23 protein-coding genes are annotated in these 25,830 nt (G+C 56.5%); 8 read left to right on the forward strand and 15 right to left on the reverse strand.

The window, feature by feature from the left end; genetic code table 11:
- Positions 1–112: 112 nt before the first annotated feature.
- A complete protein-coding gene (locus PA598K_RS19355; protein WP_128658541.1) occupies positions 113–1,003 on the reverse strand; it encodes a LysR family transcriptional regulator in 891 nt (296 codons plus the stop codon).
- A 114-nt stretch (positions 1,004–1,117) separates the two neighbouring features.
- Here PA598K_RS19355 and PA598K_RS19360 point away from each other — a divergent pair, with 114 nt between their 5' ends.
- From PA598K_RS19360 to PA598K_RS19370, 3 genes are read left to right on the forward strand one after another with little or no spacing between them, the layout of a single operon-like run.
- Positions 1,118–2,746: a carboxylesterase family protein gene (locus tag PA598K_RS19360; RefSeq protein ID WP_185602103.1), complete on the forward strand. Its 1,629-nt coding sequence runs from the start codon at positions 1,118–1,120 to the stop codon at positions 2,744–2,746.
- A 30-nt stretch (positions 2,747–2,776) separates the two neighbouring features.
- Complete coding sequence (locus tag PA598K_RS19365) at positions 2,777–3,577, forward strand: sulfite exporter TauE/SafE family protein (RefSeq protein ID WP_128658543.1); 801 nt, start codon at positions 2,777–2,779, stop codon at positions 3,575–3,577.
- A 3-nt stretch (positions 3,578–3,580) separates the two neighbouring features.
- Positions 3,581–4,426 carry a helix-turn-helix transcriptional regulator gene (locus PA598K_RS19370; protein ID WP_128658544.1) on the forward strand — a complete coding sequence of 282 codons (846 nt, stop codon included), beginning with the start codon at positions 3,581–3,583 and terminating at the stop codon, positions 4,424–4,426.
- Here PA598K_RS19370 and PA598K_RS19375 read toward each other — a convergent pair.
- Together PA598K_RS19375 and PA598K_RS19380 are read right to left on the reverse strand one after the other, a co-directional pair.
- Positions 4,390–4,593 (reverse strand): hypothetical protein, encoded by a 204-nt coding sequence (locus PA598K_RS19375; RefSeq protein ID WP_128658545.1) that lies wholly within the window; start codon positions 4,591–4,593, stop codon positions 4,390–4,392. The genes PA598K_RS19370 and PA598K_RS19375 overlap by 37 nt on opposite strands.
- Entirely contained in the window at positions 4,590–5,756 is a 1,167-nt protein-coding gene (locus PA598K_RS19380) for a glycoside hydrolase family 27 protein (RefSeq protein ID WP_128658546.1), read from the reverse strand. Before PA598K_RS19380 ends, PA598K_RS19375 begins: the two co-directional genes overlap by 4 nt.
- 360 nt (positions 5,757–6,116) lie before the next feature.
- Here PA598K_RS19380 and PA598K_RS19385 point away from each other — a divergent pair, with 360 nt between their 5' ends.
- Together PA598K_RS19385 and PA598K_RS19390 are read left to right on the forward strand one after the other, a co-directional pair.
- Complete coding sequence (locus PA598K_RS19385; RefSeq protein ID WP_185602104.1) at positions 6,117–8,219, forward strand: methyl-accepting chemotaxis protein; 2,103 nt, start codon at positions 6,117–6,119, stop codon at positions 8,217–8,219.
- Positions 8,220–8,768: 549 nt separating this feature from the next.
- On the forward strand, positions 8,769–9,842 hold the full coding sequence (locus PA598K_RS19390; protein ID WP_128658548.1) for an ankyrin repeat domain-containing protein: 1,074 nt from the start codon (positions 8,769–8,771) through the stop codon (positions 9,840–9,842).
- A gap of 119 nt (positions 9,843–9,961) precedes the next feature.
- Here PA598K_RS19390 and PA598K_RS19395 read toward each other — a convergent pair whose 3' ends face one another.
- Both PA598K_RS19395 and PA598K_RS19400 read right to left on the reverse strand, forming a co-directional pair.
- On the reverse strand, positions 9,962–10,384 hold the full coding sequence (locus PA598K_RS19395) for a hypothetical protein (RefSeq protein ID WP_128658549.1): 423 nt from the start codon (positions 10,382–10,384) through the stop codon (positions 9,962–9,964).
- 120 nt (positions 10,385–10,504) lie between these two features.
- Positions 10,505–11,407 carry a helix-turn-helix transcriptional regulator gene (locus tag PA598K_RS19400; protein ID WP_128658550.1) on the reverse strand — a complete coding sequence of 301 codons (903 nt, stop codon included), beginning with the start codon at positions 11,405–11,407 and terminating at the stop codon, positions 10,505–10,507.
- Between the two features lie 135 nt (positions 11,408–11,542).
- On the opposite strand from PA598K_RS19400, the gene PA598K_RS19405 reads away from it, so the two are divergent.
- Entirely contained in the window at positions 11,543–12,892 is a 1,350-nt protein-coding gene (locus tag PA598K_RS19405; protein ID WP_128658594.1) for a glycoside hydrolase family 30 protein, read from the forward strand.
- On the opposite strand, the gene PA598K_RS19410 is transcribed toward PA598K_RS19405, so the two are convergent.
- Both PA598K_RS19410 and PA598K_RS19415 read right to left on the reverse strand, forming a co-directional pair.
- Positions 12,876–13,055 (reverse strand): hypothetical protein, encoded by a 180-nt coding sequence (locus PA598K_RS19410; RefSeq protein WP_128658551.1) that lies wholly within the window; start codon positions 13,053–13,055, stop codon positions 12,876–12,878. The genes PA598K_RS19405 and PA598K_RS19410 overlap by 17 nt on opposite strands.
- A 29-nt stretch (positions 13,056–13,084) precedes the next feature.
- Positions 13,085–14,068 (reverse strand): hypothetical protein, encoded by a 984-nt coding sequence (locus PA598K_RS19415; RefSeq protein ID WP_128658552.1) that lies wholly within the window; start codon positions 14,066–14,068, stop codon positions 13,085–13,087.
- Positions 14,069–14,292: 224 nt separating this feature from the next.
- Between PA598K_RS19415 and PA598K_RS19420 the strand changes: the two genes are divergently transcribed.
- Positions 14,293–14,943 (forward strand): hypothetical protein, encoded by a 651-nt coding sequence (locus PA598K_RS19420; RefSeq protein WP_128658553.1) that lies wholly within the window; start codon positions 14,293–14,295, stop codon positions 14,941–14,943.
- Between the two features lie 80 nt (positions 14,944–15,023).
- Here the strand turns inward: PA598K_RS19420 and PA598K_RS19425 are convergent, their stop codons facing one another.
- From PA598K_RS19425 to PA598K_RS19435, 3 genes are all read right to left on the reverse strand, one after another.
- On the reverse strand, positions 15,024–16,730 hold the full coding sequence (locus PA598K_RS19425; RefSeq protein ID WP_128658554.1) for an ABC transporter ATP-binding protein: 1,707 nt from the start codon (positions 16,728–16,730) through the stop codon (positions 15,024–15,026).
- Positions 16,723–18,471: an ABC transporter ATP-binding protein gene (locus PA598K_RS19430; protein ID WP_128658555.1), complete on the reverse strand. Its 1,749-nt coding sequence runs from the start codon at positions 18,469–18,471 to the stop codon at positions 16,723–16,725. The genes PA598K_RS19425 and PA598K_RS19430 overlap by 8 nt, the downstream gene beginning before the upstream one ends.
- 110 nt (positions 18,472–18,581) lie before the next feature.
- A complete protein-coding gene (locus tag PA598K_RS19435; RefSeq protein WP_128658556.1) occupies positions 18,582–19,484 on the reverse strand; it encodes an ArsR/SmtB family transcription factor in 903 nt (300 codons plus the stop codon).
- A gap of 140 nt (positions 19,485–19,624) precedes the next feature.
- Between PA598K_RS19435 and arfA the strand changes: the two genes are divergently transcribed.
- Positions 19,625–21,136, forward strand: coding sequence for an arabinosylfuranosidase ArfA (gene arfA / locus PA598K_RS19440; RefSeq protein ID WP_128658557.1), 1,512 nt, complete (start codon positions 19,625–19,627; stop codon positions 21,134–21,136).
- Positions 21,137–21,255: 119 nt separating this feature from the next.
- On the opposite strand, the gene PA598K_RS19445 is transcribed toward arfA, so the two are convergent.
- The 5 genes from PA598K_RS19445 to PA598K_RS19465 form a co-directional block, all read right to left on the reverse strand.
- Positions 21,256–22,293, reverse strand: a complete 1,038-nt coding sequence (locus PA598K_RS19445; protein ID WP_128658558.1) for a hypothetical protein — start codon at positions 22,291–22,293, stop codon at positions 21,256–21,258.
- 126 nt (positions 22,294–22,419) lie between these two features.
- On the reverse strand, positions 22,420–23,700 hold the full coding sequence (locus tag PA598K_RS19450; RefSeq protein WP_128658559.1) for an ATP-grasp domain-containing protein: 1,281 nt from the start codon (positions 23,698–23,700) through the stop codon (positions 22,420–22,422).
- Positions 23,697–23,951 (reverse strand): acyl carrier protein, encoded by a 255-nt coding sequence (locus PA598K_RS19455; RefSeq protein ID WP_128658560.1) that lies wholly within the window; start codon positions 23,949–23,951, stop codon positions 23,697–23,699. The genes PA598K_RS19450 and PA598K_RS19455 overlap by 4 nt, the downstream gene beginning before the upstream one ends.
- 18 nt (positions 23,952–23,969) lie before the next feature.
- Positions 23,970–24,758, reverse strand: coding sequence for a helix-turn-helix transcriptional regulator (locus PA598K_RS19460; RefSeq protein WP_128658561.1), 789 nt, complete (start codon positions 24,756–24,758; stop codon positions 23,970–23,972).
- A 145-nt stretch (positions 24,759–24,903) separates the two neighbouring features.
- On the reverse strand, positions 24,904–25,803 hold the full coding sequence (locus PA598K_RS19465; protein ID WP_128658562.1) for a hypothetical protein: 900 nt from the start codon (positions 25,801–25,803) through the stop codon (positions 24,904–24,906).
- Positions 25,804–25,830: the final 27 nt, after the last annotated feature.

A 25,830-nucleotide genomic window follows, 5' to 3' on the forward strand; every position in this document is an offset into this window, starting at 1 on the left:
CGGAGCGGCGGTTCGGCCCGGCAAGGGAACAAAGGTGCACTACAGCAGCACCAGAGCCGTGCAATGCACGGGCTAGGAAGCAACTGCGCACGGCTGCCTCGGCCGCATCGCTTCACCTCGCGCCTGCGGCATCCGCAAGTTCGCCATAGTACGATTGCACATATGCCTTGAACGTCTCGGCGGCCTTGGTCATGTAGCGGTCAGGGTACCAGGAGATCTCCAGCGTGCGGGTGATCGCCGGGTCCTCCAGCGGCAGGAGCGCCACCGCCGCGCCCTGCGAGCCGCCCCAGGTCACTGCCGGGATGAAGGCGATGCCGAGTCCGGCGCGGATCAGGCTGCGCACCATCGATGGATCGTCGCATTCATAGCTGATCTGGGGCGTGAAGCCAGCCGCCTGGCAGAGCGCATCGGTCGCGTCGCGCAGCAGCTTGCCGCGCTTCAAGCTGATGAAGCCGTCCTCCGCCAGCTCGCTCAACCGGACGCTGGCCCGCCCGGCCAATCGGTGATCGCCTGGCACCGCTAGCCGCACCTCCTCCGTCAGCAGCGTACTCGCTGCCGTGCCCGGGATACGAAACGGCGCCGAGGCGATGCACAGGTCAAACGCCGGGGCGGACGGCAGATCCTCGCTATGCTGCACCACCTTGAACTGCGTGTCCGGGTAACGCTTGCGGAAGCCAGCGATGATGTCCGGCAGCAGATAGGAGCCGACATGATTGAGGATCGTCACCGTACCCGTCGGACGCTCGGCCAAGTCGAGCAGCTCCAGCCGGCCATCCTCCAGGCTGCGCAGCGCCTCATCCACTCTGGCGAGGAATCGCTCGCCATAGCCATTCAACCGGATGTACTTGCCCCGTCGGTCGAACAATCGCACCGTCAGCTCCTTCTCCAGATTACCGATCATCTTGCTGAGCGCCGGTTGGGAGATCTGGAGCCGCGCGGCCGCCTGAGTCATGCTCTCCAGCCGGGCCACCGTCTGAAAGTATCGAAGCGACAGCAAATCCACCGTATCCCCTCCTATATATAACCCTCAGGTTATGAATAATATAAACAATAATATATTTTTCATTATCTTAGCAGAGGTTTATACTGGAAGGAAGACATGGAAGGTGGCGTCGCGATGAATCCGCGTCAGACAACAACCGACACGGTCGTCCTCCCGCACGGAACAATCCGGGGAATAGCGCTAACAGAGGAAGGCGCGCTGGCATGGCTCGGCGTCCCCTACGCCCGCCCCCCTGTGGGCGAGCTGCGGTGGAAGGCGCCGCGCGAGCCCGAGCCATGGATCGGAGTCCGGGAGGCGGGAGATTACGGGCCGCCGAGCATCCAGGGCGGGCCAAACGGCATCATCGGCAGCGAGGACTGCCTCTACTTGAATATATGGCGGCCGGATCACGCAGCGACAGGACTGCCCGTCTTCGTCTATCTGCACGGCGGCGGCAATATCGGCGGGTCCGGGCGCGACTTCCCTGGCGGCGGTCTGGCCGTCGCGACCAATAGCATTATCGTCACGGTCAATTATCGGCTCGGAGCGATGGGCTTCCTCCGTCACCCTGCGCTGCGCACTGGCGATCCGCTCGACGACTCCGGCAACTACGGGCTGCTCGATGCGATCCAGGCGCTGCGCTGGGTGCAGGCGCAGATCGCCTGCTTTGGCGGCGATCCCGCCAAGGTGACGCTCGCAGGTCAGTCCGCTGGCGCCCGCAACGCCCTCGCCGCCTACCTGTCGCCGCTCGGACGGGGACTGTTCCAACAGCTGTTCGTGCTAAGCGGCGGCATGACGACCGCCCCGTGCGAGCTCGGCGAGCAGAGAGCGGGCGAGGTGCTGGCCGAGCTGCTCCAGGCCGAGGGTATCGCCGCAGATCGAGCGGCGGCGCGCGACTGGGCGGCGCGCCAGTCGACGGAGACGATCGCCGACTTCCTGCGCGGGCTGGAGGCAGCCCGGTTCGTCCCCTCATTCAGCGATACCGGGCTGCGGATGCGCGTCTTCCCTCATCTGTTCGAGGATGGCGTCGTCCTCCCGCTGGGCGGCTTCGCCGCGCTCGATGAGCGGACGCATCCGCCGCTGCCCGTCATCCTCGGCAGTACGGCCACCGAGTTCTCCGGCTTCGCCCTTGGCGATCCCGTCTTCCAGCCGTTGACGCAGCCAGACTCCGAGGCGGCCGACGAGGAGCTGCGGACCTCGTATGCACTCGCCAGCGCCTATGGCAGCGAGCTGTATGCCGCCTTCAACGTAGAGGCCGTCGCCGACCGACTCTCGCAGCTGCATCCCGAGATGCCGATCTACGGCTACCGCTTCCGCTGGGGGCTGCGAGAGGGCGTCATCCCGCCGGCGATCCGATGGCTGCTGGGGGCGCCGCATGGCGCGGACGTCCCGTTCTACACCGGCGACTATACGGATATGCTGCGCCATATGCCCAGAGGCGTAATCACGGAGCGCAACCTCCCCGGGCGGATAGCTCTCGCTTCACAGATGCGCGGCTACCTGCGCCGCTTCCTCCATACCGGCGATCCGAACGGCGACGATTGGACCGCGACGGCATGGCCGCGCTGGGGGAGCGATGCCTGCTCATCCGTCCTACAGTTGGACGGGACCGCGCACGAGGCCGTCATTGGACTTGAGCCACGATACGCGCATGAGGATACGCTGGCCCGACTGGCCGCAGACGAGCGTCTGACCCCGGTGCAGCGGCGCTGGTTGCAGGAGCGTCTGTTTGCCGGACGCTTCTTCTGGATAGACAGAGAATAATCGCAACGACGAGAAGAAAGGAACGGTACTGTGCTCACTTACTTGCTCTTGATCGGCATCGGCATGCTCGCGGGGCTATCCGGCTCCCTGGTCGGACTCGGCGGCGGCTTCATCGTCGTCCCTGCGCTCGCCTTCCTGTTCCCGGAGCTGTCGCCCGCGCAGCTGGCCGGCACCTCGATGACGATGCTGCTCTTCAACTCGATCTCCAGCACCTATGTCTACAGCCGCCAGAAGCGGATCGACTACTCCGCCGCCCTGCGGTTCGCCGCTGCCGCAATTCCCGGCTCGATCATCGGCGCGCTGCTCTCCACGATGGTGACGGGCCGCCTGTTCTTCATCAGCTTCGGCATCTTCCTTATCCTGGTCTCGCTGCTGCTCCTGTTTAAGCCGACCCGGCCCATCGCCTGGCCGCTCCGGCCGACGGCGCAGCGCAGCTTCATCGATCGGAGCGGCGTACAGTTCGACTACGCCTATCATATGCCGACCGGGATCGTCATCAGCTTCCTCGTCGGCTTCCTGGCGAGTCTGTTCGGCGTAGGCGGCGGCAGCCTGATGATCCCGACGATGACGCTGCTGCTCGCCTTCCCGCCGCATATCGCCGTCGCGACGTCGATGCTGCAGATCTTTCTGTCGGCGATCGTCAGCACCGGGACGCATGCCGTACTCGGCAATATCGACTGGATGATGGTGCTCTTCCTCGCGCCGGGCGCGCTGATCGGCGGGCAGCTCGGCGCGCGGCTGGCGCGGCGGCTGCCTGGCCCGCTCCTGCTGAAGATTCTGGCCGTCTTCCTGATCGTCGTCGCGGTGCGGCTGATGACGAATGGAGGTTGAGCCATGACACCCTACCAATCGGATCGGATCGTCTGCACGCTAGGCGGGCACAAAGAGCCCAATCTCCATCGCTGGGGACCGGGCATCCGGGATATCTATGCGCTCCATTACATCGTCAGCGGTCGGGGCACGCTCGTCACCCGGGGCGTCTCGCACCCCGTCGGACCGGGCGAAAGCTTCGTCATCTTCCCACATACCGAGGTGTACTATTACCCGGATCGCGACGATCCGTGGGCCTATGTATGGATCGAGTACAAGGGCGAGGAGGCGGAGCGGCTCATGGCCGCCACCTGCCTGACGCCCGATGCGCCCGTGACCGGTCCGGCGGACCGGGATCTGAGCCCGCTCTTCGACATTATGGAGAATGGCAATGTGCTGCCGCATGAGAAGCTGCGGTCGGTCGCCCGTCTGCAGCTCTTGCTCTCTTATTACATCGAGCAGTTCCCCAACGCCTCGCTGGCCCGACAGACAGACTACGTATGGGCGGCCAAGGAATATATCCATCACAACTATTGGCGGTCGGGGGTGAAAGTCGCCGATGTTGTTCGCTCCGTGGCGATCGAACGCAGCTATCTGTTCCGCCTGTTTCGCGAGGCGACCGGGATGTCGGTGTCCGCATATCTGACGTCCTACCGGATGAGCCGCGCCGCCAGCCTGCTGGCGGAGAGCGGGCTCGCCATCCAGGCCGTCGCTTACTCGGTCGGCTACCAGGACCCGCTCTACTTTTCCAGGGCATTCAAAAAAACAACCTCCCATACTCCAACGGAGTACAGAAGGTTGCATCGTACGAACGACCGTGCCAGCGCTGACCGTTATCTGAACAACACGCAGTTGCCCGACTCTCTGTAGTAGCGGATCAACTGCTCGATCGGCTCGCGGCCACACTTCAGCTTCTCCCCCAGACAGCCGATGCACTGGTACTCCCGGGCCGCCCGGGAGACGAGCTTCAGATAGATCGCCACGTCATCGGTCCGCAGCAACTCCCCGCAGGTGAAGCAGACGCGCCGATCGCTCATCGCCGGGCAAGCTTGGCGCGTACGACATGACTGCCGCGGCCCGGCACGGTCGGCGCGTAGCGCTCCGTGAACACGCCGAGCTCGCGCTGCTCCCAGCAGTCGTAGAGGGAGAGCGAGAAGCCGGAGGCATACGGCAAGCCGAGGTCCCAGAACTGGAGCGAGATCTCGCGCTGGTCGTCGCTCAGGTTGAAGAAGCCGATCGCCAGATCGCCGTCCGTCAGCACCTTGACCAGGATGAACACCTCGTCGGTATGGAACCATTGCGGCTCCGGCTTGATGCGGTAGGCGCCGCGTCCCTCGAGGTCCTGGTTGATGGCGATCAGCGCCGGATTGAGCAGGATGTCCCGGGTCGACGGCTCGGCCGTGCGGATGTCGCAGCCGATCATAAGCGGCGAGCCCATCAGACTCCAGAGGGCAAAGTGGGTGCGGTACTCCAGCTCGGTGCAGCCGCCGATCTTGCTGCCGATGAAGCCGTTGTTGCTGCCGCCGTACATGCCGACGACGAGCATGTCCAGATCGTTGTGACAGAACGAGCCGGTGTAGCATTCCTGACCGAGCTGCGACAGCGCCAGCCGCTTAATCGACTCCCAATGGTCCTGGATATCATGGGTCGAGCGATACATATGCGCGCCCGATTCGCGGATCCACTGGTAGACCCCGTCCTCGCCCCAGTTGCACGCCGAGAACAGGATGTCGCGGCCGCTGTTTTTGAGCGCCAGGCTCATCCGCTTGTAGAGCAGCTCGCCCGACATCTGACGCGGCTTGAAGCAATAGTCGTACTTGAGGAAGTCGACGCCCCACTCGGCAAGCTGCTGCGCATCCTGGAACTCATGCTCGAAGCTGCCGGGATACCCTCCGCACGTATGGGTGCCGACACAGGAGTACATCCCGAACTTCAGCCCCTTGCTGTGAATGTAGTCGGCCAGCGCCTTCATGCCGCTCGGGAACTTGGCCGGGTCCGGCACGAGCCTCCCCTCGGCATCGCGTTCCTTCAAGCTCCAGCAGTCGTCGATGACGATATACTCGTAGCCCGCCTCCTTGTAGCCATCGGCCACGAAGCGGTCGGCTACATCGCGGATCAACTGCTCGTTAATGTCCCATGTAAACGTGTTCCACGAATTCCAGCCCATTGCGGGTCTCAGTCCCAGCGGCAACGTACTCATCTTGTTTCATCATCCCTTCGCGTTAGTCTCTTCTCGTATTACATCACGAGCAAGACGGACAGGACTATGGCGAAAGGTTGCTTTTGCATGGACAAATGTTGTATTAGAGCCCGGTACGGTGACAAACTACCCTGCTTCTTGTTCCAGCAAATTTCCCTCTATAAAATAACTGTCCTCTTACCGATATATTACTATGGCGTAATAACCGTACGGAGCGCTGGCCGCCCATGCCGCCCCGTCGCTTTTCCTCCTCTCCCGCCGACCCTCTCTGCTTTTCCGTTACTGCAATCTGCATCGATTCATTCATTTATGTATGTACACCTGTTCATCATCGTAGACGACACAAAGGGGAATAACATCATGAGATGGTTTATGGACTTAAGTGTTAAAACCAAGCTGGCCGCCGTCATTTTCCTGTTGCTCCTGCTGCTCTTCGGACCCTTGCTCACGTACACGATCACCAAGCTTCAAAGCACCAGTCTGGAAAAGGGCGAGCTGCTCGCTGCCCAAAACGTCGAAAAAGCCGCCGATTCTCTGCAACTGAACATTAACCGTATCGAAGCCACTCTGCTCTCGCTGAGCGGCGTCTTCCTCGACGCGAGCAACAACGGCACTTTCACCCGCGAGGACGGCGTCCGGCTATTAGGCTCGGAGCTGCAAAAGCAGCCGGATCTGATTGCAATGTATACGTCGTGGGAGCCGCAAGCCTTCGACGGGCAGGACGAGCAGCATCGCAGCAAAACAAGCTACGACGATGAGAGCGGCCGCTACATTCCGTATGTAGTGCGAGCAGGCGATCAGCTCCGCACGGAGGCGCTGCAGGGCTACGAGACGCCCGGCACGGGCGACTATTACCTCGTCCCCAAGTCGACAAAGCGCGTATTCTGGTCCGAGCCGTACCTGTATCCCATCAATGGCACAGAGATACTCATCAGCAGCCTGGTCGTGCCGATACTCGACGCGAACGGCAACTTTGTCGGCATCGTCGGCGCAGACTTCAGTCTGGAGCAGCTGAAGACATTGACGGATGCGATTCAGGACTACAACGGATACGGAGCGATTATTTCCCAGCAAGGCACCTACGTGGCCAATAGTCGCTATCCGGACGAGACCAACCAGCCGTTCGCCAATCGGCCTGAGCTTCAGACCGTCTGGGATGGCGTGCAGAAGGGCGAGTACACGCATTACACAGACGATCGCGACGGCCAGACGGTACTGCGGATCTTCAAGCCGATCCAGCCGCAATCTTCATCGAACCATATGTTCCTCCAGGTTGTCGCCAATAAGGGCGCCGTCTTGGCGGAATATACGGCGATGATGCGCAACACGCTCGTGTTGGCGGCAAGTGTTGTCCTCGCCCTCTGCCTCCTGATGTATATGATCGTCCATCTGACGGTACGGGAGATCGCCAAGGTGAATGCGATGGCGCTCAAGCTGTCGGAGGGGGATTTTACGGAGCGGCTGGTCGTGAAGGGACAAGATGAATTCGGCCATCTGAACGAAAGACTCAATCATATGATGGATACGCTGCGTCATGCGATCCAGAGCGTCTCCAACCACTCGCACTCGATCGGCGCCACCTCGCAGGAGCTGACGGCAAGCGCAGAGCAGACCGGACGAGCCGCCGAGCTGATCACGGCCTCGATCCAGAGCGTCGCCGCCGGCTCCGAGACGCAGCGCACCGACGCACAGGAGATGTCCCGCAGCATGGACGAGCTCGCCGCCGGCATCTCGCGGATCGCCGACTCGGCCATGACGCTATCGGATGTATCCAGCCATATCGATACACAGACGCAGGAGGGCAACGGTCATATCCAGTCGGCCGTCGGCCAGATGGCCGTCGTCTCGCAGACCGTCGAGCAGAGCCGTCAGGTGATCGAGCAGCTGCAGCTGAAGTCGGAGGCGATCGCCCGCTTCGTCGGCACGATCACCGCGCTGAGCGGACAGACCAACATCCTCGCGCTCAATGCCGCGATCGAGGCCTCGCGCGCCGGCGAGCATGGCCGAGGCTTCGCCGTCGTCGCCCAAGAGGTGCGCAAGCTCGCCGAGCAGTCCCGCCATGCCGCCGAGCAGATCGCCGGGCTGACCGAGGAGATCCACTCGCAGGCGCAAGCGGCCGTCGCGTCGATGGCGCTCGGCGTCGCCGAGACCGGTCGCGGCACCGAGGCTGTGCAGCATAGCGGCCGAATCTTCTCCTCGATCATGCAGGAGATGCACGAGGTGAATACGCAGCTCGGCGAGCTGTCCGCCTCGGCCGAGCAGATGGCCGCCAGCGTCGAGGAGGTTACCGCCACCTCGGCGCAGATGCAGCACATCGCCGAGCAGTCGGCCTCCAACGCGCATCAGGTCGCCTCGGCCTCGCAGCAGCAGCTCGTCTCGATGAATGAAGTGACAGCCGCTGCCGAGCATCTCGCCCGCATGGTCGAGGAGCTCGTCGAGCTGATGGGCAAGTTCAAGACCTGATCCAGCTGACCCGCACATCTCCGCCTATAGTGGCAGGAGCGCGAGCCGCCTGCGCAGTTCGATCTCCAGCGCGACGCCCTCCGGGGCGTCCGCACGGAGCGCGAGCTGCCCAGCGGCTATTTGCCATGCGATGCGGACGATACCATGACGCGTCAATAGGACTGCCAGCCGTAGAGGCTGCAGCACGGGGCACGGTATAATATACAGTAAATGCAAAACTACATTTATTTGCAGCGAAACAGAGTGGGAACAGGTTAATAAATGCAAATGCGCACTTAAATGAGGCTGGATTCGCCTGAATGTGTGCCTTTGCGCAAAACAACTGCACTTTTGCATTAAAATCCCGATTGCACGCGCTTTGGAGCATAATTAGAGGTAATATTGCAGTTAAGCTAAGCGAGGAAGAAGCGAGACCGTACAACGCCCATAGGAACGCTATATGAGATCAGGGTCGTGCTACTAGCAGCTCGAACATATTCAACGCACGAAGTAACGCACGAAGAATGTTATCGCAAAAGAGAACGACTGCACACCGAATGGAGGGATCAGATGTACAAGATCGGAACGATGGGAACGTTCGCCACGCTGCCCGAGCTGGCCATGGCGATCTATGAAGGCGATACAGCGAAGGTCGAAGCCTTGCTCGGGCAGGAGCGTAATGTCGATGCGGAGCTGGAGCTGAGCAAGCACACGTCGCTGACGCCGCTCGATCTGGCGCTGATCCTCGGTCGACGGACCATCGTGGAGCTGCTCGTGGCACGCGGGGCCGAGCTGAATGCCAAGGACAACCCGGCGATGCTGTTGGCAGTCCGCTACGGCAACGCCGAGCTGGTGACGTACCTGCATAGTCAGGGAGCGCGGCTCGATGGCCGCAACCGCGTCAAGAGCAACGCCTATGACGAGGCGTACTACGGCAACAAAAAAAATATCCCGCTCCTGCACGAGCTGGGGCTGGATATCAAGTCGCATGCCGGCGGCGTGCTGCGCAAGGCGGTCGCTGCCCGCGACCGCAAGACTGTGGACGATCTCCTCGAGCAAGACGCCGATATTAACTATCACGCGGCAGATATGGTCTACCCCTATGAGCCGACGCCGCTAACGGTCGCCGCGCGCAACAATGACCTGGCGATGGTACGCTATCTGATCGAGCGCGGCGCCGATGTGACCGCGCAGGAAAAGGACGGCGAGCGCGCCTACACAATCGCCGTCAGCCAGCGCAATGAAGCGATGGCCGACTACCTGAAGGAGTTGGAGCCGGAGGACTTCCATAGCCTGAGCAACCGGCTCCACGCCCTGCGGCCGTACAAGCTGCCGCAGCCGCTGCTCGAGTATCTGAGCGAGGGCGCGCGCCGCATCGAGCTGCCGGCCAACGAACCGGGCGTCGGCTATGTCGAGCTGTTCCAGCTCACCGATACGGTCGAAATGAAGCTCGGACGCACCAAGCTGCTGCGGCTGTCCGCCGAGCTCGACGTCTATTCTCATCTGCTGCTCGTCTGGCATCCCGCCAAGCGACGGCTCGGACTAGCCGACATCGAGCATCGTGAATATATAGAGTTGGCGACCGCGGACGCCTTCCTCGCCGATCCCGGCGGCGTGCTTGCTCGCCATCTGGAGGCTATGTGAAACAGCGCATCGCGCTGCGATGCGCCGCGGCAGCGCCGCCTCCAGGCGGCCTGCAAGATTCATTATGCACGCCATCGAAATTGGTATATTCGCGCTGCATGTGTATAGGGGGCGGCAGTTCAGCCCTCTATCATAGCCAGGTAGCGAATCTGCTCCTCGCCGACGACAGCAATCAAGATATCGCTCTTCTCCTTAGGCTTGAACAGCTCCGTCCCTTCCGGCAGCCTGGTTGCGGTTAAGTCCGCGTACGGCAGCTCGCTGCTCTGACGCTTGATTTCCCCTACGCGCTCGCCAGCCTCCAACGCCTGCTCCTGTACCCAATCGATACCCTTTGCATTGACGTATACGATACCTTGGTATTGCAGAAGGTCCGTTTGCGGATTGCGCTCCAGCATCGCCTCGGCGGTCGGATTGCCAATCGTTGTTTGCACCGATTGTCCTGATGGCTGGCCCGACCTACCCGACTGTCCAGGCGGCTCCGTGCCACACCCTGCCAGCGCCAAGAGCACGGCCAGACCTGCCAATGTCATCTTCAGTCTCATCGCTCATCCCCCCCCCCCTTGCCATTACTGACGCAAGCGAGATCCATTATGTTACACCTCAGCCAACCGACCGGGAACGCGGCGCTGGCCTAGGGGGTGTTTGGGGTGTGCAGACACGCCCTAACGGTGACTCTGACGATAGTGCTGCGGGCTCAGCCCCGTCCATCGCTTGAACTGCCGGCTGAAGTGCGACAGCTCGGCATACCCCAGTCGTGCGGCGATCTCCTTGAGCCCCAGATGCGACTGCTGGAGCAGCGTTTTGGATTCGCGCATCTTCAGGTCGGATAGATACTGACGCGGCGACATGCCGTACAGCTTGCGGAACGCCTCGAGCGCATAGCCCGGCGAGATGCCGAGCGAGGCCGCGATCTGCTCGATCCGCAGCGCACGCTGACCGTCCAGCTCTACCCTCTCATGCGGGTCGAAATGACGCTTGATCGCCTCCGCGATCGCTCGCGCATAGCGGACATAGGACGCCGACGCGTCGTCCCCCGCAGCCTCATCCTCTGGCGGCGCAGCCAGCGTCGCCAGTCGGGCGAGCAGCTCGAACAACTGGATCTGGATGCGGAACCGCTCGCCAGTCGAGGGTGCCGGATCGTCGCGCAGCATCGTCAGCCACGGCTCGATCAGCGCGCGGATCGTCCGACTCTCCTCGCTCTCCGCTCGCAGCAGCCGCTGCTCGAGGTGCAGCATACGCTGTCTAAACTCCGGATCATCGACGTTGAAGTGGACGCAAAAGTAATGCATCCCCTCCGCCGACACGCAGCGATGGGCATGCCGGAAGCTAGGCGGGATCAATAGCATATCGCCCGCTCTCAGCAGATAGCGATTGCCCTCCATCACCGTCTCCTGCTCGCCTGCCAGGATCAGATTCAGCTCAAAGCCGACATGCGTCTCCATCGGCATCGTCCAATCGGCAGCAACCTGCCGCTCGTGCCCGCCGTAGAACTTCACATTCCAATCCAGCGACGGCAGCCATCTCACCTGATGACGCCACGTCTGGAAGGCCTCCTGCTCGCTCATCTGCGCCGCCTCCTTGGATTTGGGTAACTCTGACCCGGATCGGACCCTCTACAGCCCTCAGCTCCTCCCATTATACTAGAAGAGCAAGCTAGTATGGGAATCGACCACTAACTACCCACCAGGAGGAGATAGATGATGACACAGCAGGTAATACGATGGGTGACGAGTACGCCGGAGGCTGCATGGCAGGAGCAAGCGGCTGTGCAGGAGATCGCGAAGACCGGGCGGGCCGACCTAAGCTGGAATGGCGAGACGAAGCAGACCGTCGAAGGGTTCGGCGGCTGCTTTAATGAGCTGGGTTATGTCGCCCTGCAGAAGCTGTCTGAGGCAGATCGGGCAGCCGTCATGCACGACCTGTTCCACCCGGAGGGCGCGCAGCGCTTCGCGATCTGCCGTCTGCCGATCGGCGCCAGCGACTATGCGCTGGAATGGTACAGCCACAATGAGGTGGACGGCGACTACGAGATGGCGCATTTCTCCATCGCGCGCGACACGCAGTATCTCATCCCTTACATCAAGGAGGCGCTGCGCCTCAATCCCGATCTGAAGCTGTTTGCCACGCCGTGGAGTCCGCCTGCCTGGATGAAGTCGCCCAAGGCCTACAACTACGGCACGCTCCGCTGGGAGCCTGAGGTGCTGCAGGCGTACGCGCTCTACTTTGTCAAGTTCGTCCAGGCCTATGCCGCCGAGGGGATCACGATCCACCAGGTGCATGTCCAGAATGAGGTCGTCGCCGACCAGAAGTTCCCTTCCTGCGTCTGGACTGGCGCGCAGCTGCGCGACTTCATCCGCGACTACCTCGGCCCTGCCTTCGAGCAGCATGGGCTGACGACCGAGATCTGGCTCGGTACGATCAACGCCCCGGAGCCGTGGGACGAGTGGATGAAGAAGAAGGTGCAGGATCATAGCGCCTACACGCATACCGTGCTGAGCGATCCCGAGGCGTATAAGTACGTCAAGGGCGTCGGCTACCAGTGGGCTGGCAAATACGGCATCCAGCGCACGGTCATGAGCTACCCCGAGCTGCGCTACATGCAGACGGAAAATGAATGCGGCGATGGCGAGAATACGTGGTTCTATGCCAAGTACGTATTCACGCTGTACCAGCACTACTTCACCAATGGCGTCAACGCCTACATCTACTGGAACATGGCGCTTGAGCCCAAGGGCCGCAGCACCTGGGGCTGGGAGCAAAATGCGATGGTGACGGTCGATCCGGCGACGTCCCACGCCCAGTACAATCCCGAGTATTACGTCATGAAGCATTTCGCCCATGCCGTCATGCCCGGCTCGCGGCGGCTCGGTCTGCAGGGCCCTTGGACGGGCAATGCCGTCGCCTTCGAGACGGTGGATGGCGATCATGTCTTCGTCATCGGCAACCCGTTCTCCGAGCCGCGCACGATCACAGTGGCGCATGGCGAGCGCATGTATGCGCTGGAGCTGCCTGCCGACTCGTTCAACACCGTGATTATGCCTCGCGTATAGAGTAGCATCCGGTCTGCGCGGAGGTCTTCGGGAGGAGAAGGCCTCTGCGCTTAGCTTGGCGAGCAGCGTTCTTGTAGCTAGGATGCTGCTGGATAATCGCGATCAGATTGGCGTACTTGGGATAGGAAGTAATAATCGGCTTTGCGATCGGCAGCTTTTTCATCAAATACCCCCCCTCTCCAAAACTTCTCCTTATCTCCGGGACAACATACTTTCGTACACCTCCGCTTCCTTCTCCCTCAGCTCGCCTGTACGCCTGATAATCTTGGCGTAGAGACCCTGGTCCGGCGAGAAGAAGCTCCTCAGATGCAAGGCTCTCAGCTTGAAGGCGTCGCCCTCCAGCTCCTCGAGCCGATGCACCGTATCCGCTCCGGGATCGAGCAGCCCTGCCTCCTGCAGGAACTTTATCTTGTACCGCATACTCTGCTTGTGCTCCCACAACGAATGAAGCACGCGAATATCCGACTCTGCCCTTCCCTCTTGGAGCAGCCCGAAATACTCGATTACCTTGTCATAAATATCCAAACCGAACACATACATCTTGTTATCCCGATAACAGCTCCTCGACTTAACATAATCGCTCAAAAAGCCGTAAAATCTCGTCGAATCAAAGGTAATCGGGTTATGAAGCCGGGTATACACCTTGGAATGATTGACCCACACGGCCTGTCCATTCGTTCGCGCATAAGCCTCCTGCAGTGCCTCAAACAAGATTTGCGCTTCGGTAAACACACCGTCCTTGACGAACTTCCCATAGAATACCGATGCTTCCTGATCGTAGCCGTAAATAAATATATTATGGGTGAAATCATCCTTCATGTAGGTGGATGTGCCTGGAATATAGGACTCGTTGACCATCAATTCCGTATATCCGTCGGCCTCCAGCGTATCGATCAAAAAACGGATCACGCCGCCGTTGTAATGGGCAATGACATTTTTGTGAATGGTCTGAATGGTGAACTGATCGTCGTAAGCAGCATAAAACGTCTCGTGGTAAAAATCGAGGGTGCTGTGGCGATTGGAGGGCAAATCGTGGGGACAACGGAGCTGAATAAAATTACTGGCAAACCAATGGTTATCGCTCTCACTGCTCAGGTCGATGATCGAGAAAGCGATCGCATGATGGACATATCCGCGAAGGAACGGCTTCGCGACGGGCAAAATTCGGCTTGCCATGAATATACACCTCGACTATGGGAGATTCCGAGGAAGGATCAGGACGTCAAGTATGCAAGCGCCTCAGAACCATAATATACCATCCATATGGAAGCGTTGTAAATAATTCAAAGCAAGGTCTAAAGTTATTTCATTTTCTTTTATGACCTAGTATGGGAAAATGAGGTAGTGAGCTCAGATACTGTTGCAGCTTGATCATTTCTGCGGAGGGGGGCGCCAATATTTTGCTTAGCAAACCGATCGCAATTACCTTGTTGGCACTAATCGCTTGTTTATCTATTGGTATCGTCTACTTGTCAAGCCAAACAAAAGCGGACGACTATCTCTCCGCCCAAAAAATCGAAGCGTTGCGAGCGGACTATCCCATCTACGATAAAGACCCGGATTTCCTATCGACCGTACCACTATCCTTCCAAGACGTCTTTGAAGGCGTCGACTCGGTCGTCATCGGGTCCGTGGTTGAAGCGCTGCCCGAATACAGCATCACGCTGCCGCTGGAGAGCGAAGCGGACAAGGCAGTGGACGAGAAAAATAAAGAGCTGGGCTTTGACCCCAGGCGGGAATTTGTCCAGTACAAACTCAAGGTGGAGAAGCTGATCGCAGGCGAAGCCGTCGACGACGAGATCATCCTCTCCCATAACGCCATGTTTGTAGGCATTGAGCCGGAGTTAAAGCCTGGCATGGAGCTATTGCTCGGGTTATCCAAAGGGATGGATATGCACGAGGGCAAATACTTTTTTAGCCGCTATGGCACCTACTATATCGTGGAGGACGATTATGTCCTGCCCGCCTATGAAGATCAAGTATCCAAAACGTTAACCGGCGCGTCGCTAACACAATTGATCGATACAATCAAGTCGTATCGGAATGACTAACCAGGACTCCCCCTGCATGCATGCCATGCAAGGGGAGTTTTTTATAAAAGAAAAACGGTAAGAGCTGCAGTACGACAGCCTTAACTACCCGCGCTGTACACCAGCTCCCGATATACCTCCGCACCGTGCAGCAGCTCGCGGTGGCTGCCTTGCTCGACCACGCGGCCTTGCTGCATCACATAGATGCAATCGGCATCCTCCACCGTCGATAACCGATGGGCGATGACGATCGTCGTCCGGCCAGCGCGCAGGCGGTCGAGATTACGCTGGACGCGACGCTCCGTCTCCAGATCGAGCGCCGAGGTCGCCTCGTCGAGCAGCAGGATCTCCGGATCGCTGAGCAGCGCCCGCGCGATCGCCAGCCGCTGCCGCTGGCCGCCGGACAGCGTGATGCCCCGCTCGCCCAGCAACGTCTCGTACCCCTCCGGCAACGTCTCGATGTAGTCCGCGATCTCCGCCGCCTCGCAAGCGGCTCGCACCTCGTCATCCGTCGCCGGCTTGCCGAGCGTCAGGTTATGGCGGATCGTATCGGGGAACAGGTGCGGCTCCTGCGGCACCAGCACGATCCGGCTGCGCCAGTCGGCCAGCGACAGCTCCCGCAGCGGCACGCCATTGACGAGGATTTCCCCTGCCGTCGGCTCGTAGAACCCCTCCAGCAGCTGCGCGATCGTCGACTTGCCGCCGCCGCTCGCGCCGACGAAGGCGATCTTGCCGCCGATTGGCACGGACAGATCGAGCCGCTGGAGCACCTCTCCCCCTTGCTCGCTGTATCGGAACGACACCTCCCGGAAGACGAGGCTGCGGATCGGCCCTGTCAGCGTCCTGCCGTCCTCCGGCTCGCCCATCGTCATGAAGCCTTGCAGCCGCTCGACCGCGCCGAGCTTGGCAGACCATTGGAGCGCGGCGCCGAGGAGCTGCTGCATGCCCGAGAGCAGCTGGCTGGCGAACTGGTAGACGACGATGAACGTGCCGATCGTCAGACTGCCCTGGATCGTCAGATACGCCCCGAGCCCCAGCACCGCGAGGTTGATGCCCCAGCGGAACGGCTCGCTCCAGGCGAGCTGGCGGTTCGCCAGCTTGCCCTCTTGCATCACCTTGGCAAAGTAACGCTTGAACTTGTCCTGGTACCGCTCCAGCTCCCAGGCCTCGCGATGGAAGGCGATCACCTCTCGGGTCGAGGACAGCCCCTCCTCCAGTTGGACCGCCACCTCAGCCCGCGCGCCGTGGATCTCCTTACTCGTCGCGCGCTGCAATGGGCTGAACTTGCGGCCGATGACGATATAGATCGCGCCGAGCCCGACGATCAGCGCCAGCAGCCACGGGTTCGCCCAGCCGATAAACGCCGCCAGCACGACGACCCGGGCAACGCCGGTCAGCGTCTCCGGCACCATGTGGGAGACGAAGTGGCTCGTCTCGTTGACCTCGCCGTGGAACCGCTGGGCCAGTCCGCCGATCCGCTCATTGTGGTAGCGCGACGCCTTCATCCGATACATCACCTGCATCAGCCGAACGGCGAAGGTCCGCTGCAGCGCGTATTCGTTGCGCCGGTTCAGCATGAAGGAGACGAGGTGAACGGCATTGTAACCGATAATAAATGCGGCGAATAATAGCAAGTACCCGGTCAGCTTGTCGTATTGGCTGTGGACGAAGATGTCGTCGATGATCCACTTCTGCACGCCGGTAATCGCCAGCAGCGACAGCATATCGAGCAAGCATAGCAGCACCGCCAGCAGCAGGCTGCCCCGGATCGCTCTAGTGTAGCCGGCCAGCCATCTCCATTCAGACATGCGCGCCCGCCTCCTCTCCCGAGACTAGCCGGTATAGCGCCTCCCGGCGAGCCATCAACGCCTCATAGCTGCCTTGCTCGACGATGGCGCCGTCCGCCAGGACGACGATCCGATCATAATGCTGCACCGTCGACAGCCGGTGCGCGACCGCGATAGTCGTCCGGCCTTGCAAGAGACGGTCCAGCGCCTCTTGCACCTCGCGCTCGCTCTGGTTATCCAGCGCCGAGGTCGCCTCGTCGAGCAGGACGATTGCCGGGTCCCGCAGGATCATCCGGGCGATCGCGATCCGCTGGCGCTGCCCGCCCGACAGCTTGACGCCGCGCTCGCCGACGAGCGTATCGTAGCCGAGCGGCATCGCCTCGATAAACGCCGCCGCGTTGGCCGCGCTCGCAGCCGCCTCGACCTCCTCGTCGCTCGCCTCCGGCCTGCCGAATCGGATATTCTCCCGCACGCTGTCGCCGAACAGATACGTCTCTTGGAACACATACCCGAGCGCCCCCCGCAGGTCGCGCGTCGCCAGCCTCGGCAGCGGCACGCCGGCCAGCCGGATCAGTCCGGCGTCCGGGTCGTAGAAGCGGCCGAGCAGCTTCAGCAGCGTCGTCTTGCCGCCGCCGCTCTCGCCGACGAGCGCGACGCGCTCGCCTGCGGCGATGTGCAGCGTCACCTCCCGCAGGATCGGGCGGTCCGGCATCTGGCTGTAGGCGAAGCTTACCCGCTCCAGCGACAGGCTGCCCTGCACCGCTGGAAGCGGTTGCGGATCGTCCGGCTCTTGTACCGCCGGAGCCTTGCGCATCAGCTCGTACAGCTTCTCGCCCTGGACCAGCAGCATCCCCTGCTCCGTCGCCATGGTTACCACCTGGGTCAGGTTCTGCATGACGATGAAGTAGTACAGCAAGAAGGCGACGAACGCCCCGACGTCCATGCTACTGCCTCGCACGGCAATCGCCCCGCAGATGAACAACACCAGCGAGCCGAGGTTGACCGTCATCCGGCGCGCCGTCCCGCGCAACAGCGCATAGAGCAGCTCGCGTCGCCACCACTCCCGGTTGCGGTCGAATCGCTCCAGCAGACGGGACAGATCCCATGACTCAGCGCGGTGAATGCGCAGCTCGAGCAGCCCGGAGAGGCTGTCGTAGAGCTTCTGGTTGTACGCTGTCCGCGTGGCGACGCCTTCCCGGGCGTAGTAGCCTTGCTTGCGCTCGAAGTACGGACCGATCAGATAGTACGACAGGAAGAACGGCACGATTAACAGCGTTAACCACGCATTAAGCGAGAACAGCAGGCCGATCGAGAGGAGCAGCAGCACCGACTTCTCGATCAGGGTTGGCAAGTAATAGCGATAGATCCGCTGGATCGCCGGGATCTCGGCCTGGAACATCGACAGCAGCTCCCCTGTCGGATGCGTCTCATAGTGCGCGAAGCCGAGCTTGCGCAGATGCCGGAAGAGCGCGAGCTGCAGGTCGCTCGACGCCTTCTCCTGGACGATCCGCTGCATCAGATTGCGCAGCGCCATCGAGCCGAGCATGACGACCACCAGCGGCACCAGGACGAGCAGCATGACTCGTAGCTGCGCGGTATCCCGGGTCGGCACGATCACATCGATGACCTGCTGGATGAACTTCGGGATCGCAAGCAGCACGCCCGAGTTGACGAAGCCGGTCGCGATGAGCGCGACGAACGGCCATTTGTACTTGGCGACGTAGGAGATAATCCATCGGTAAATCTGCCACTTTTCGTTCATTGCGCCTCCTTGGTACACAGCTTCCTATTTGTTCGGAAAGCTTCTATATTTGCAACAATATACCATTCTCCAGCCCTCTCGTAAACCGGAGGGGTTATAGGAGTTATCGTCTATCGATAGTAGATTCGCACTCTCAGATCCTGATCGTAGTTGCCGAAGCCCTTGCCGTAGATCGTCAGCCCTCCGCGTCCTCGGCTGCGATCCTCCGCCGCGATGCGCAGCGTCCAGTTCATCCGGTTGGTCTCGATATCGCTTAGGCCGATGTCCGAGATTTTCTGCCCATCCGCATACGTGCCCGACGCCTTGATCCGCAGCACCTTGAGCAGTCCGTACTGATTGACATCCGATTGCCACCATTCCGGCGTGAACCGGCCGCGGCGCTTGCCGAAGTCGCCCGGGCTCGTCCAGCTGCCGAGCGGCTGATTATTGAGGGCGAAGCGGATATCGGACGGCCAGCGCTCATTGACCCGCGGCGCCTCCGAGCCGAGCTCCAGCGAGATCTCGATCTCGTGCAGCGATTCGTCGCGATGCAGGTAGTTGGGCAGCTTGTACTCCACCCATCCTCGGGCGAACCACAGGATGCCTGCCTCTCCACGCCCGGGGTCCATAAACGAAGCCGGGTTGTCGTAAGGTCCGATCATCGCCTTGGTTGAGGCAATGCCGCATGTCGGGTACGCTTCGATATCCGTGTACTGCCCGATCGGTATCGACAGCTCCTGCACGGACAGCGACTCCGGGCGCTCCGGCGACAGCTTGATCTGCATGAACTCTGTCTTGATGTAGCAGTACTTGTACGTCCCGCCGTCGATCCGCTTCATCTGACTGCCGATGATCCCCGCGTCCTCCAGCTTGCGAATATGGCTACTGACGACCGCATTGCTCAGATGGAGGCGGGCAGCCAGCTCCTTCACATGACATTCCTTCTCGTACAGGCAATCGATAATATTCAGCCGCACTTCGCTGGCCAACGCTTCATACACGCGCAGCGAGTCGGCGTTCGTATTCAGATGCACCACGCCACCCCTAGAATCATGTTTTTTACGAATCCTGAGAATAAAACTTCCCTGCCTTGTCCTATTATGATAAGAATAAAGTAGTTTCTCAACTCTTTTTGAATTTGCTAATCTACTAATCCTTACTGGGAGGTTATACGATGACGATTCGATCGACGATGCTGATCGACAAAAACTTCCGTGTCTCCGAGGTCGACCCTCGGATGTACGGATCCTTTATCGAGCATCTGGGGCGGGCAGTGTATGGGGGCATCTATGAGCCGGGGCATCCAACCGCAGATGCCAACGGCTTCCGCCAGGATGCGCTGGAGGCGATCCGCGCGCTGCAGGTGCCGATCATCCGGTATCCGGGCGGCAACTTCGTATCCGGGTACAACTGGGAGGACGGCGTAGGTCCGCTATCCGAGCGCAGACGGACGCTCGAGCTCGCCTGGTGGACGACCGAGACCAATGCGGTCGGCACCAACGAGTTCGCCCAGTGGGCCAAGCTCGCCGGCAGCGAGGTGATGATGGCGGTCAACCTGGGGACGCGGGGCGTCGATGCGGCGCGCAATCTCGTCGAGTACTGCAACCACCCATCCGGCTCGTACTACAGCGACCTACGGATCTCGCACGGCTATGAGGAGCCGCATCGCTTCAAGACATGGTGCCTCGGCAATGAGATGGACGGGCCATGGCAGATCGGTGCCAAGACCGCCGTCGAGTATGGACGTCTCGCCAACGAGACCGCCAAAGCGATGCGCTGGGTCGATCCGACCATCGAGCTGGTCGCCTGCGGCAGTTCGTCGAGCGGCATGGCCACCTTCGCCAATTGGGAGGCGACGATCCTCGATCTGACCTATGACCAGGTAGACTTCCTGTCGCTGCATACCTATTACAACAACAACGCCGGCGATACCGCCAACTTCCTGGCGACCTCGATGAATCTGGATCGCTTCATCCATAGCGTCGCCTCCATCTGCGACTATGTGCAGGCCAAGAAGCGCAGCAACAAAAAAATCATGCTCTCGCTCGATGAATGGAATGTATGGAATACGATCGGCACGAGCCGCAACCATGAGCGGTGGCAAATCGCGCCGCCGGAATTCGAGGATGTATACACCCATGCCGATGCACTGGCGGTCGGCTGCTATCTGATCACGATGCTCAAGCATGCGGACCGGGTGAAGATGGCTTGTCTGGCCCAGTTGATCAATACGATCGCGCCGATCATGACCGAGACAGGCGGCGGACTCTGGCTGCAGACGACCTACTATCCATTCCTCCATGCGTCCCATTACGGCAGAGGCACCGTCCTGCTGGCCAATGTGGAGTCGCCACGTTACGACGCTAAGGACTTCACCGACGTTCCTTACCTGGAGTCGGTCGCCGTGTTCAATGAAGAGCACGGCGAGGTAACGATCTTTGCCGTGAATCGGCATCTCGAGGAAGCGATGACGCTGGATATGGATGTCCGCAGCTTCGGTGCGCTCAGCCTGATCGAGCACATCGTCCTCGAGAGCGAGGACCTCATGCTGGCCAACACCAAGGAAGACCCTCGCCGCGTCGTCCCGCACAACCACGGCAGCGCCCAGGAGGACGGCGGCCGCGTCAGCGCAACCTTAAGCAAGGCCTCCTGGAACGTTATTCGTTTGCGGGTGGTTAAAGTTTGAGGCGGGAAGGGCCGGGAACAGGCAGGTTCGAGTCGGTTACGGGCGTGATGCCTCCCGTCGGAGTATAGAAGAGGGGGAAGCCCGGATTTTAGCATCCGGGCTTGCTGCTTTTTACCCCACTAAGTAATAAGACCGATTAGACCTCGAGACATCTGCTGATCTATAGAAAAGACATGCAATAATTTGCCTCTTAGAAAATCAAAATCAGAGTCTTTCAGGCTTTTCAAGCTGTCAGTATAGATATGCTTCATTACTTTTTTACGATATTTTTCGATGCTATTTTTAGATTCCTCGAACCCCACCCGTAGTTGTTGATAATCTGCATGCTGCAATACTCCTTTCTCCAAAAGGTTAGTCAACAAGAAGATGTTTCTTTCTTCCAATACCAAAGGCGCTTTGAAAGGGTAAGTGATGTTCCAATATTGTTCAAAAATTAACTTACTATGAATCTTGGGGAGCACTTCTTCCAATCGATTCGCAGCGGTTAAAATACTTTTGAGCCCGTATGTTAGCCTCCAATAATCTCCTTCGTCATATCCATTTATTGCAATATGCAAGCCATCGGCTATGTTTTTAACATACTCTTCACTAGTTAGAAGGTGATCGACACAAAGTCCAAAGCTTGAAATTTTCCTATTCTCGATCGCATAGTAAGCCTTCTCAAAGAAACTGAACGGAATTTCATGCTTTGATAAAATGCCCACCCTACTAAGATCATCCACAACATAATAAACCTTCGCATCCAAATTAAATCCATAGATACAGGTAGGGTGTTTTTTGGGCCTTACATCATGTGGAAAGTAAGAAGTATCAACAGATACAAAGATATAATTGCCGTCTTTTATACGTTGTTGTATGACCTCATGTAAATCTATATTATTTCCCTCAATAACCTCTCTGGAAAACAGTTTTCGCAATCTGCTTATATTTGCCCGAGCACATAATAAGCCTCCGCCGCTCTCATAGTATGTATGCACTTCATTATCCGGTACAACTGCATCAGGAGTTGAACAGAAAAAGTCCATATCCATTAAAACTAAAGCATCGGATTCGTTGAAACCTTGTGCCCGCAATATCCCCAGCAAGTTATTTCCGTAACAATTAATCCATAACTCATTGTAGGCTTCCATCTTCAAAACAACTGTATTTGTTTTCACACATCTCTCCCCTTACGGTAACTTACATTCTTTATACTCGAATCTTTATGAAATGGGTTTCATAAAGATTAAAAAAATTTGTTGTTAAGGCGATCCTGAGGTGGAGCCTGTTAAGCAATTACTGGCTCACACCTCTTGTTCTGTTTTTATATCTGTCTTGAACTCGCCATTCAAGCCATTAAACCGTACAATCATCGCCTCCACTGCACTTCTGTCATCTCCATAGAACAGGACAAAGACACGATAAAGCACACAATCAAACTCTATGCTGTTATGACGAGCAAATGTATAGATCAAAAATCGGTTTTCTTGACTGGGGACGACGGCTTTTTCAACTATGTTGTAAACCGTGTTAAAATTCAACGAGCTTGATGAATTGAATCTAATAAATCTGCTTTCCACAACTTGATATTGCTGCTTCAACTTCATAACCTGAGATATAAGATAGGAGACCTGTGTCAACCTCGCATTGATTTCTATAATCGGAAACAAGCTTCCTTCCTGGTCTATAATGGAATCTACTCCACATATGCCACGGTAACCTTGCCCCTGCAGTAGCCGGCCCAGACGCAACATTTCTAGTTTGTACCTCTCTACGAGAGCAGCTTCATAATACGGGGTGAAATTAGTCCCCATGTATACACCATTGTTGTCAATCTGCTGTTCCGTCACAGCCAATATCTGTACTTCTTCAGTACTGATAAATAACTGGCAATTTATATTTTGTCGAACAGTATACCAGCCCTCAAGCAATAAATAAAATTGCTTATTGCGTCGCGTAATAAACTTAAGCAATAAATTGAAGGACCTATCATTGTCAATCAATTTTAGTCCTTTGCCTGAAGATCCGTACGCAATTTTCAAGACACAACGTTCAAAACCTTCCTGCTTTAACTTGTTATATGCCAGCCTTAGCTCGTCTTCATTGGTGCAAAAGAAGCCTTTAGTCGTTTGGAACAGATTATTCTCCGCAAATCGTCTCGTTTCAAATTTATTATTTAACCGCTTTACAAGATCATGCTTGGCGCCATAGAGATTAATCGACTCATCTAAACCAAACTCTTCATAGAGATCAGAAGTGACTATGTAGGGTACGGTTAGTACGGCTTTATCAGACAACGCTTCTAAATTATCAAATCGACCTGAATAGGGATCGGCAATTTGCATTTTCGGGAGCACAATGCCCTCATTTTTTAAATAGGTCAGAAACTCATCATCAGGCTTGTAGCGAAACAAAACAGTGTCTGTTGAATCTGCCGCAAACAACATTTGTTGTTCCTGCTGCTTCACCAACTCCAACTGTTGTGCATCTTGTATGGATGGAAATTCGGAAACCACATTCCACTTTTGCTCTTGATTTACATTGTAGACCCAGTACTTTTTTTGTTTGATCGTGTTAAGGATCATACACTGCTCACTAACTTTTCATTTACCATAGTAGTGATTTTCTGAATCGTCGAGAAGTTCTCAAACATTAGCTCTTCATCATCAAACGAAATATTAAAGAGCTCTTCTAGCTCAACGATCAATTGGACCGATTTCATTGAGTCTAGACCAATCGCCCCTAAATTTTCTTTCAAATTGATCTCTCTTTCTTCTACAACCAATACTTCCTTCACTTTACTTAAGATCTCTATCTCAGTTGATAAAATACTCATGCATGATTCCTCTTCTCTTTAAATATTGTATTTAGATAAACAGAGTTCATTTCTATATTCTGTTGGCGTTACATGATAATATCTTTTAAACAGCTCCGTAAATTGAGATCTGGAAATATAGCCGAGGCGATTTGCAATTTCTTTAATGGACAAATCCGTACTGCTTATTAGTTGCTTTGCATGCTCCATTCGGATATTTTGCAAATAGCGTATGGGGGAAATTTTGAATACTTTAGAATACGTATTGCTTAAATAAATAGGATTGCATTGTATAAGATCGGCTAACATTTGCAAGGTAATTGGTTGTTCATAATTTTCTCTAATATATCGATTGATCATAATTAATCTTCGATCTATCTTTCCTGTCCCTCCCAATCCTATTGAACACACTTGTAAGGAAGGCTCTTTTATCGACAATAAGAGTGAATGAAGAAGTTTATTTAATTCAAGGTTTAATTCGGAAGGAGAAGTAATGAAACTGAATAAGCTTTTTAAAGATGTGTGGCCCTCTACAGTAAAGACAGCTTTCTTCACCACTATAGGCCAGCTAGCTTGCGGTAATGAATCAGCTTGGAACACGATCCCTCTCAGAGTCGCCAGTTGCTTAGTATCATTAAAAATCTTAAATTTTGTTCCAATGACAATATCCCCGCATTGCAGCTTCTCTTCCTTCCTATTCCATCTTAACTGGAAATCACTAAGCACTTCAAAAAGGACGTAATTGGGCTCTTTATGCTCAACATTCAAGTATTGATTAGGCATAACAATAGCTTTTGTATTAATAGATGAAACAGATATATTCTCCACCTCCCATATATCAGAACGACCATTTGACCTATTCGCGTAAGGCTCATCAGGGAGCCCTAATAGGGGAAGTTTGTATCAGTTGGCCACTACTATCCTAGATCGACGATATTCGCATACGCTAATGCTATTTACTGAAGTTTTTAATTTAGCCGAAGAAATCAGGAAACTCTTCCTTGAGATTATAAGGGTCCATTTTTTTAAATGAGTCAACACGTTTCTTCTCCAAAGAAGTTAATTTTGTTTGATGAGCTCCAGATATAAAATCATTTAAATAATGTCTTGTCCATTGTATTGGCGACTCATAAAAAAGGTTGATTTCATTTAATGCGAAATCATTTATAAGGCCAATATTACTTGCCTCCATAAATAGCTCCCTGTCGACTCTTAATGGTGAAATAACATTTATGTTGCTTTGATTTAACACCTCAACACCTTTTTGATTACGAACTGCGACAGATAGAGTTTCTTTGAAATCTGCTCCTAAGTTACGAAGAATAGGCGTCCATTTACTTGAATAGCTGCTCGCTTGGTTGATTATGTCTGCTATATGTAAAACTTTTTGTTTTTCTATATTCCAATCAAGCAAATCCCCCACTTGGTTAGTAACCAGATGCTCCCCTGATTTGAAAAGGTACACATGTGGTAAATTGAGTTTTTGAGCAATAGGAATGGAGAAAAACCAATCTCTTCTTTCACCACCTGAAACTACAGCAGGGTTATACGTAGAATTAGAACGATAATATTCTATCAATTTATTTATGGAGTGGTTATATGCATGGTCAGACTCTAATACTTGATTAATTAAGCTCATTACCTTTTTCATTTGTTGGGTGCGCGAAGTATTCTCTCCTAATATCATCGTAATTTTTTCCAGAAGTAATTCAGCATTTTGCTTACCCACAATATTTTCCGTATTAATATAAAAAGGGCCCGGTTTATTTGTGGTATACCAAAACGCCTTATCTTCCTTCCCCTTCCTGAAAGAAAGACCTTTTGTTGCAATTAATTGTTCTAACAAAGAATTGGCGACTTCATTGAAATTCATTTTCCACTACCACCTTATTTTGTAATC

The sequence above is a fragment of the Paenibacillus sp. 598K genome, assembly GCF_003851045.1.
Taxonomy (GTDB): Bacteria; Bacillota; Bacilli; order Paenibacillales; family Paenibacillaceae; genus Paenibacillus_D.

What these genes read in the sequence shown, in the direction of transcription:
- PA598K_RS19450 (WP_128658559.1), bottom strand. Translation starts at nt 23,700, where the DNA reads ATGATCCTTAACACGATCAAACAAAAAAAGTACTGGGTCTACAATGTA.
- arfA (WP_128658557.1), top strand. Translation starts at nt 19,625, where the DNA reads ATGACGATTCGATCGACGATGCTGATCGACAAAAACTTCCGTGTCTCC.
- PA598K_RS19385 (WP_185602104.1), top strand. Translation starts at nt 6,117, where the DNA reads ATGAGATGGTTTATGGACTTAAGTGTTAAAACCAAGCTGGCCGCCGTC.
- PA598K_RS19425 (WP_128658554.1), bottom strand. Translation starts at nt 16,730, where the DNA reads ATGTCTGAATGGAGATGGCTGGCCGGCTACACTAGAGCGATCCGGGGC.
- PA598K_RS19395 (WP_128658549.1), bottom strand. Translation starts at nt 10,384, where the DNA reads ATGAGACTGAAGATGACATTGGCAGGTCTGGCCGTGCTCTTGGCGCTG.
- PA598K_RS19380 (WP_128658546.1), bottom strand. Translation starts at nt 5,756, where the DNA reads ATGAGTACGTTGCCGCTGGGACTGAGACCCGCAATGGGCTGGAATTCG.
- PA598K_RS19455 (WP_128658560.1), bottom strand. Translation starts at nt 23,951, where the DNA reads ATGAGTATTTTATCAACTGAGATAGAGATCTTAAGTAAAGTGAAGGAA.
- PA598K_RS19360 (WP_185602103.1), top strand. Translation starts at nt 1,118, where the DNA reads ATGAATCCGCGTCAGACAACAACCGACACGGTCGTCCTCCCGCACGGA.
- PA598K_RS19400 (WP_128658550.1), bottom strand. Translation starts at nt 11,407, where the DNA reads ATGAGCGAGCAGGAGGCCTTCCAGACGTGGCGTCATCAGGTGAGATGG.
- PA598K_RS19390 (WP_128658548.1), top strand. Translation starts at nt 8,769, where the DNA reads ATGTACAAGATCGGAACGATGGGAACGTTCGCCACGCTGCCCGAGCTG.
- PA598K_RS19415 (WP_128658552.1), bottom strand. Translation starts at nt 14,068, where the DNA reads ATGGCAAGCCGAATTTTGCCCGTCGCGAAGCCGTTCCTTCGCGGATAT.
- PA598K_RS19410 (WP_128658551.1), bottom strand. Translation starts at nt 13,055, where the DNA reads ATGAAAAAGCTGCCGATCGCAAAGCCGATTATTACTTCCTATCCCAAG.
- PA598K_RS19430 (WP_128658555.1), bottom strand. Translation starts at nt 18,471, where the DNA reads ATGAACGAAAAGTGGCAGATTTACCGATGGATTATCTCCTACGTCGCC.
- PA598K_RS19465 (WP_128658562.1), bottom strand. Translation starts at nt 25,803, where the DNA reads ATGAATTTCAATGAAGTCGCCAATTCTTTGTTAGAACAATTAATTGCA.
- PA598K_RS19370 (WP_128658544.1), top strand. Translation starts at nt 3,581, where the DNA reads ATGACACCCTACCAATCGGATCGGATCGTCTGCACGCTAGGCGGGCAC.
- PA598K_RS19405 (WP_128658594.1), top strand. Translation starts at nt 11,543, where the DNA reads ATGACACAGCAGGTAATACGATGGGTGACGAGTACGCCGGAGGCTGCA.
- PA598K_RS19375 (WP_128658545.1), bottom strand. Translation starts at nt 4,593, where the DNA reads ATGAGCGATCGGCGCGTCTGCTTCACCTGCGGGGAGTTGCTGCGGACC.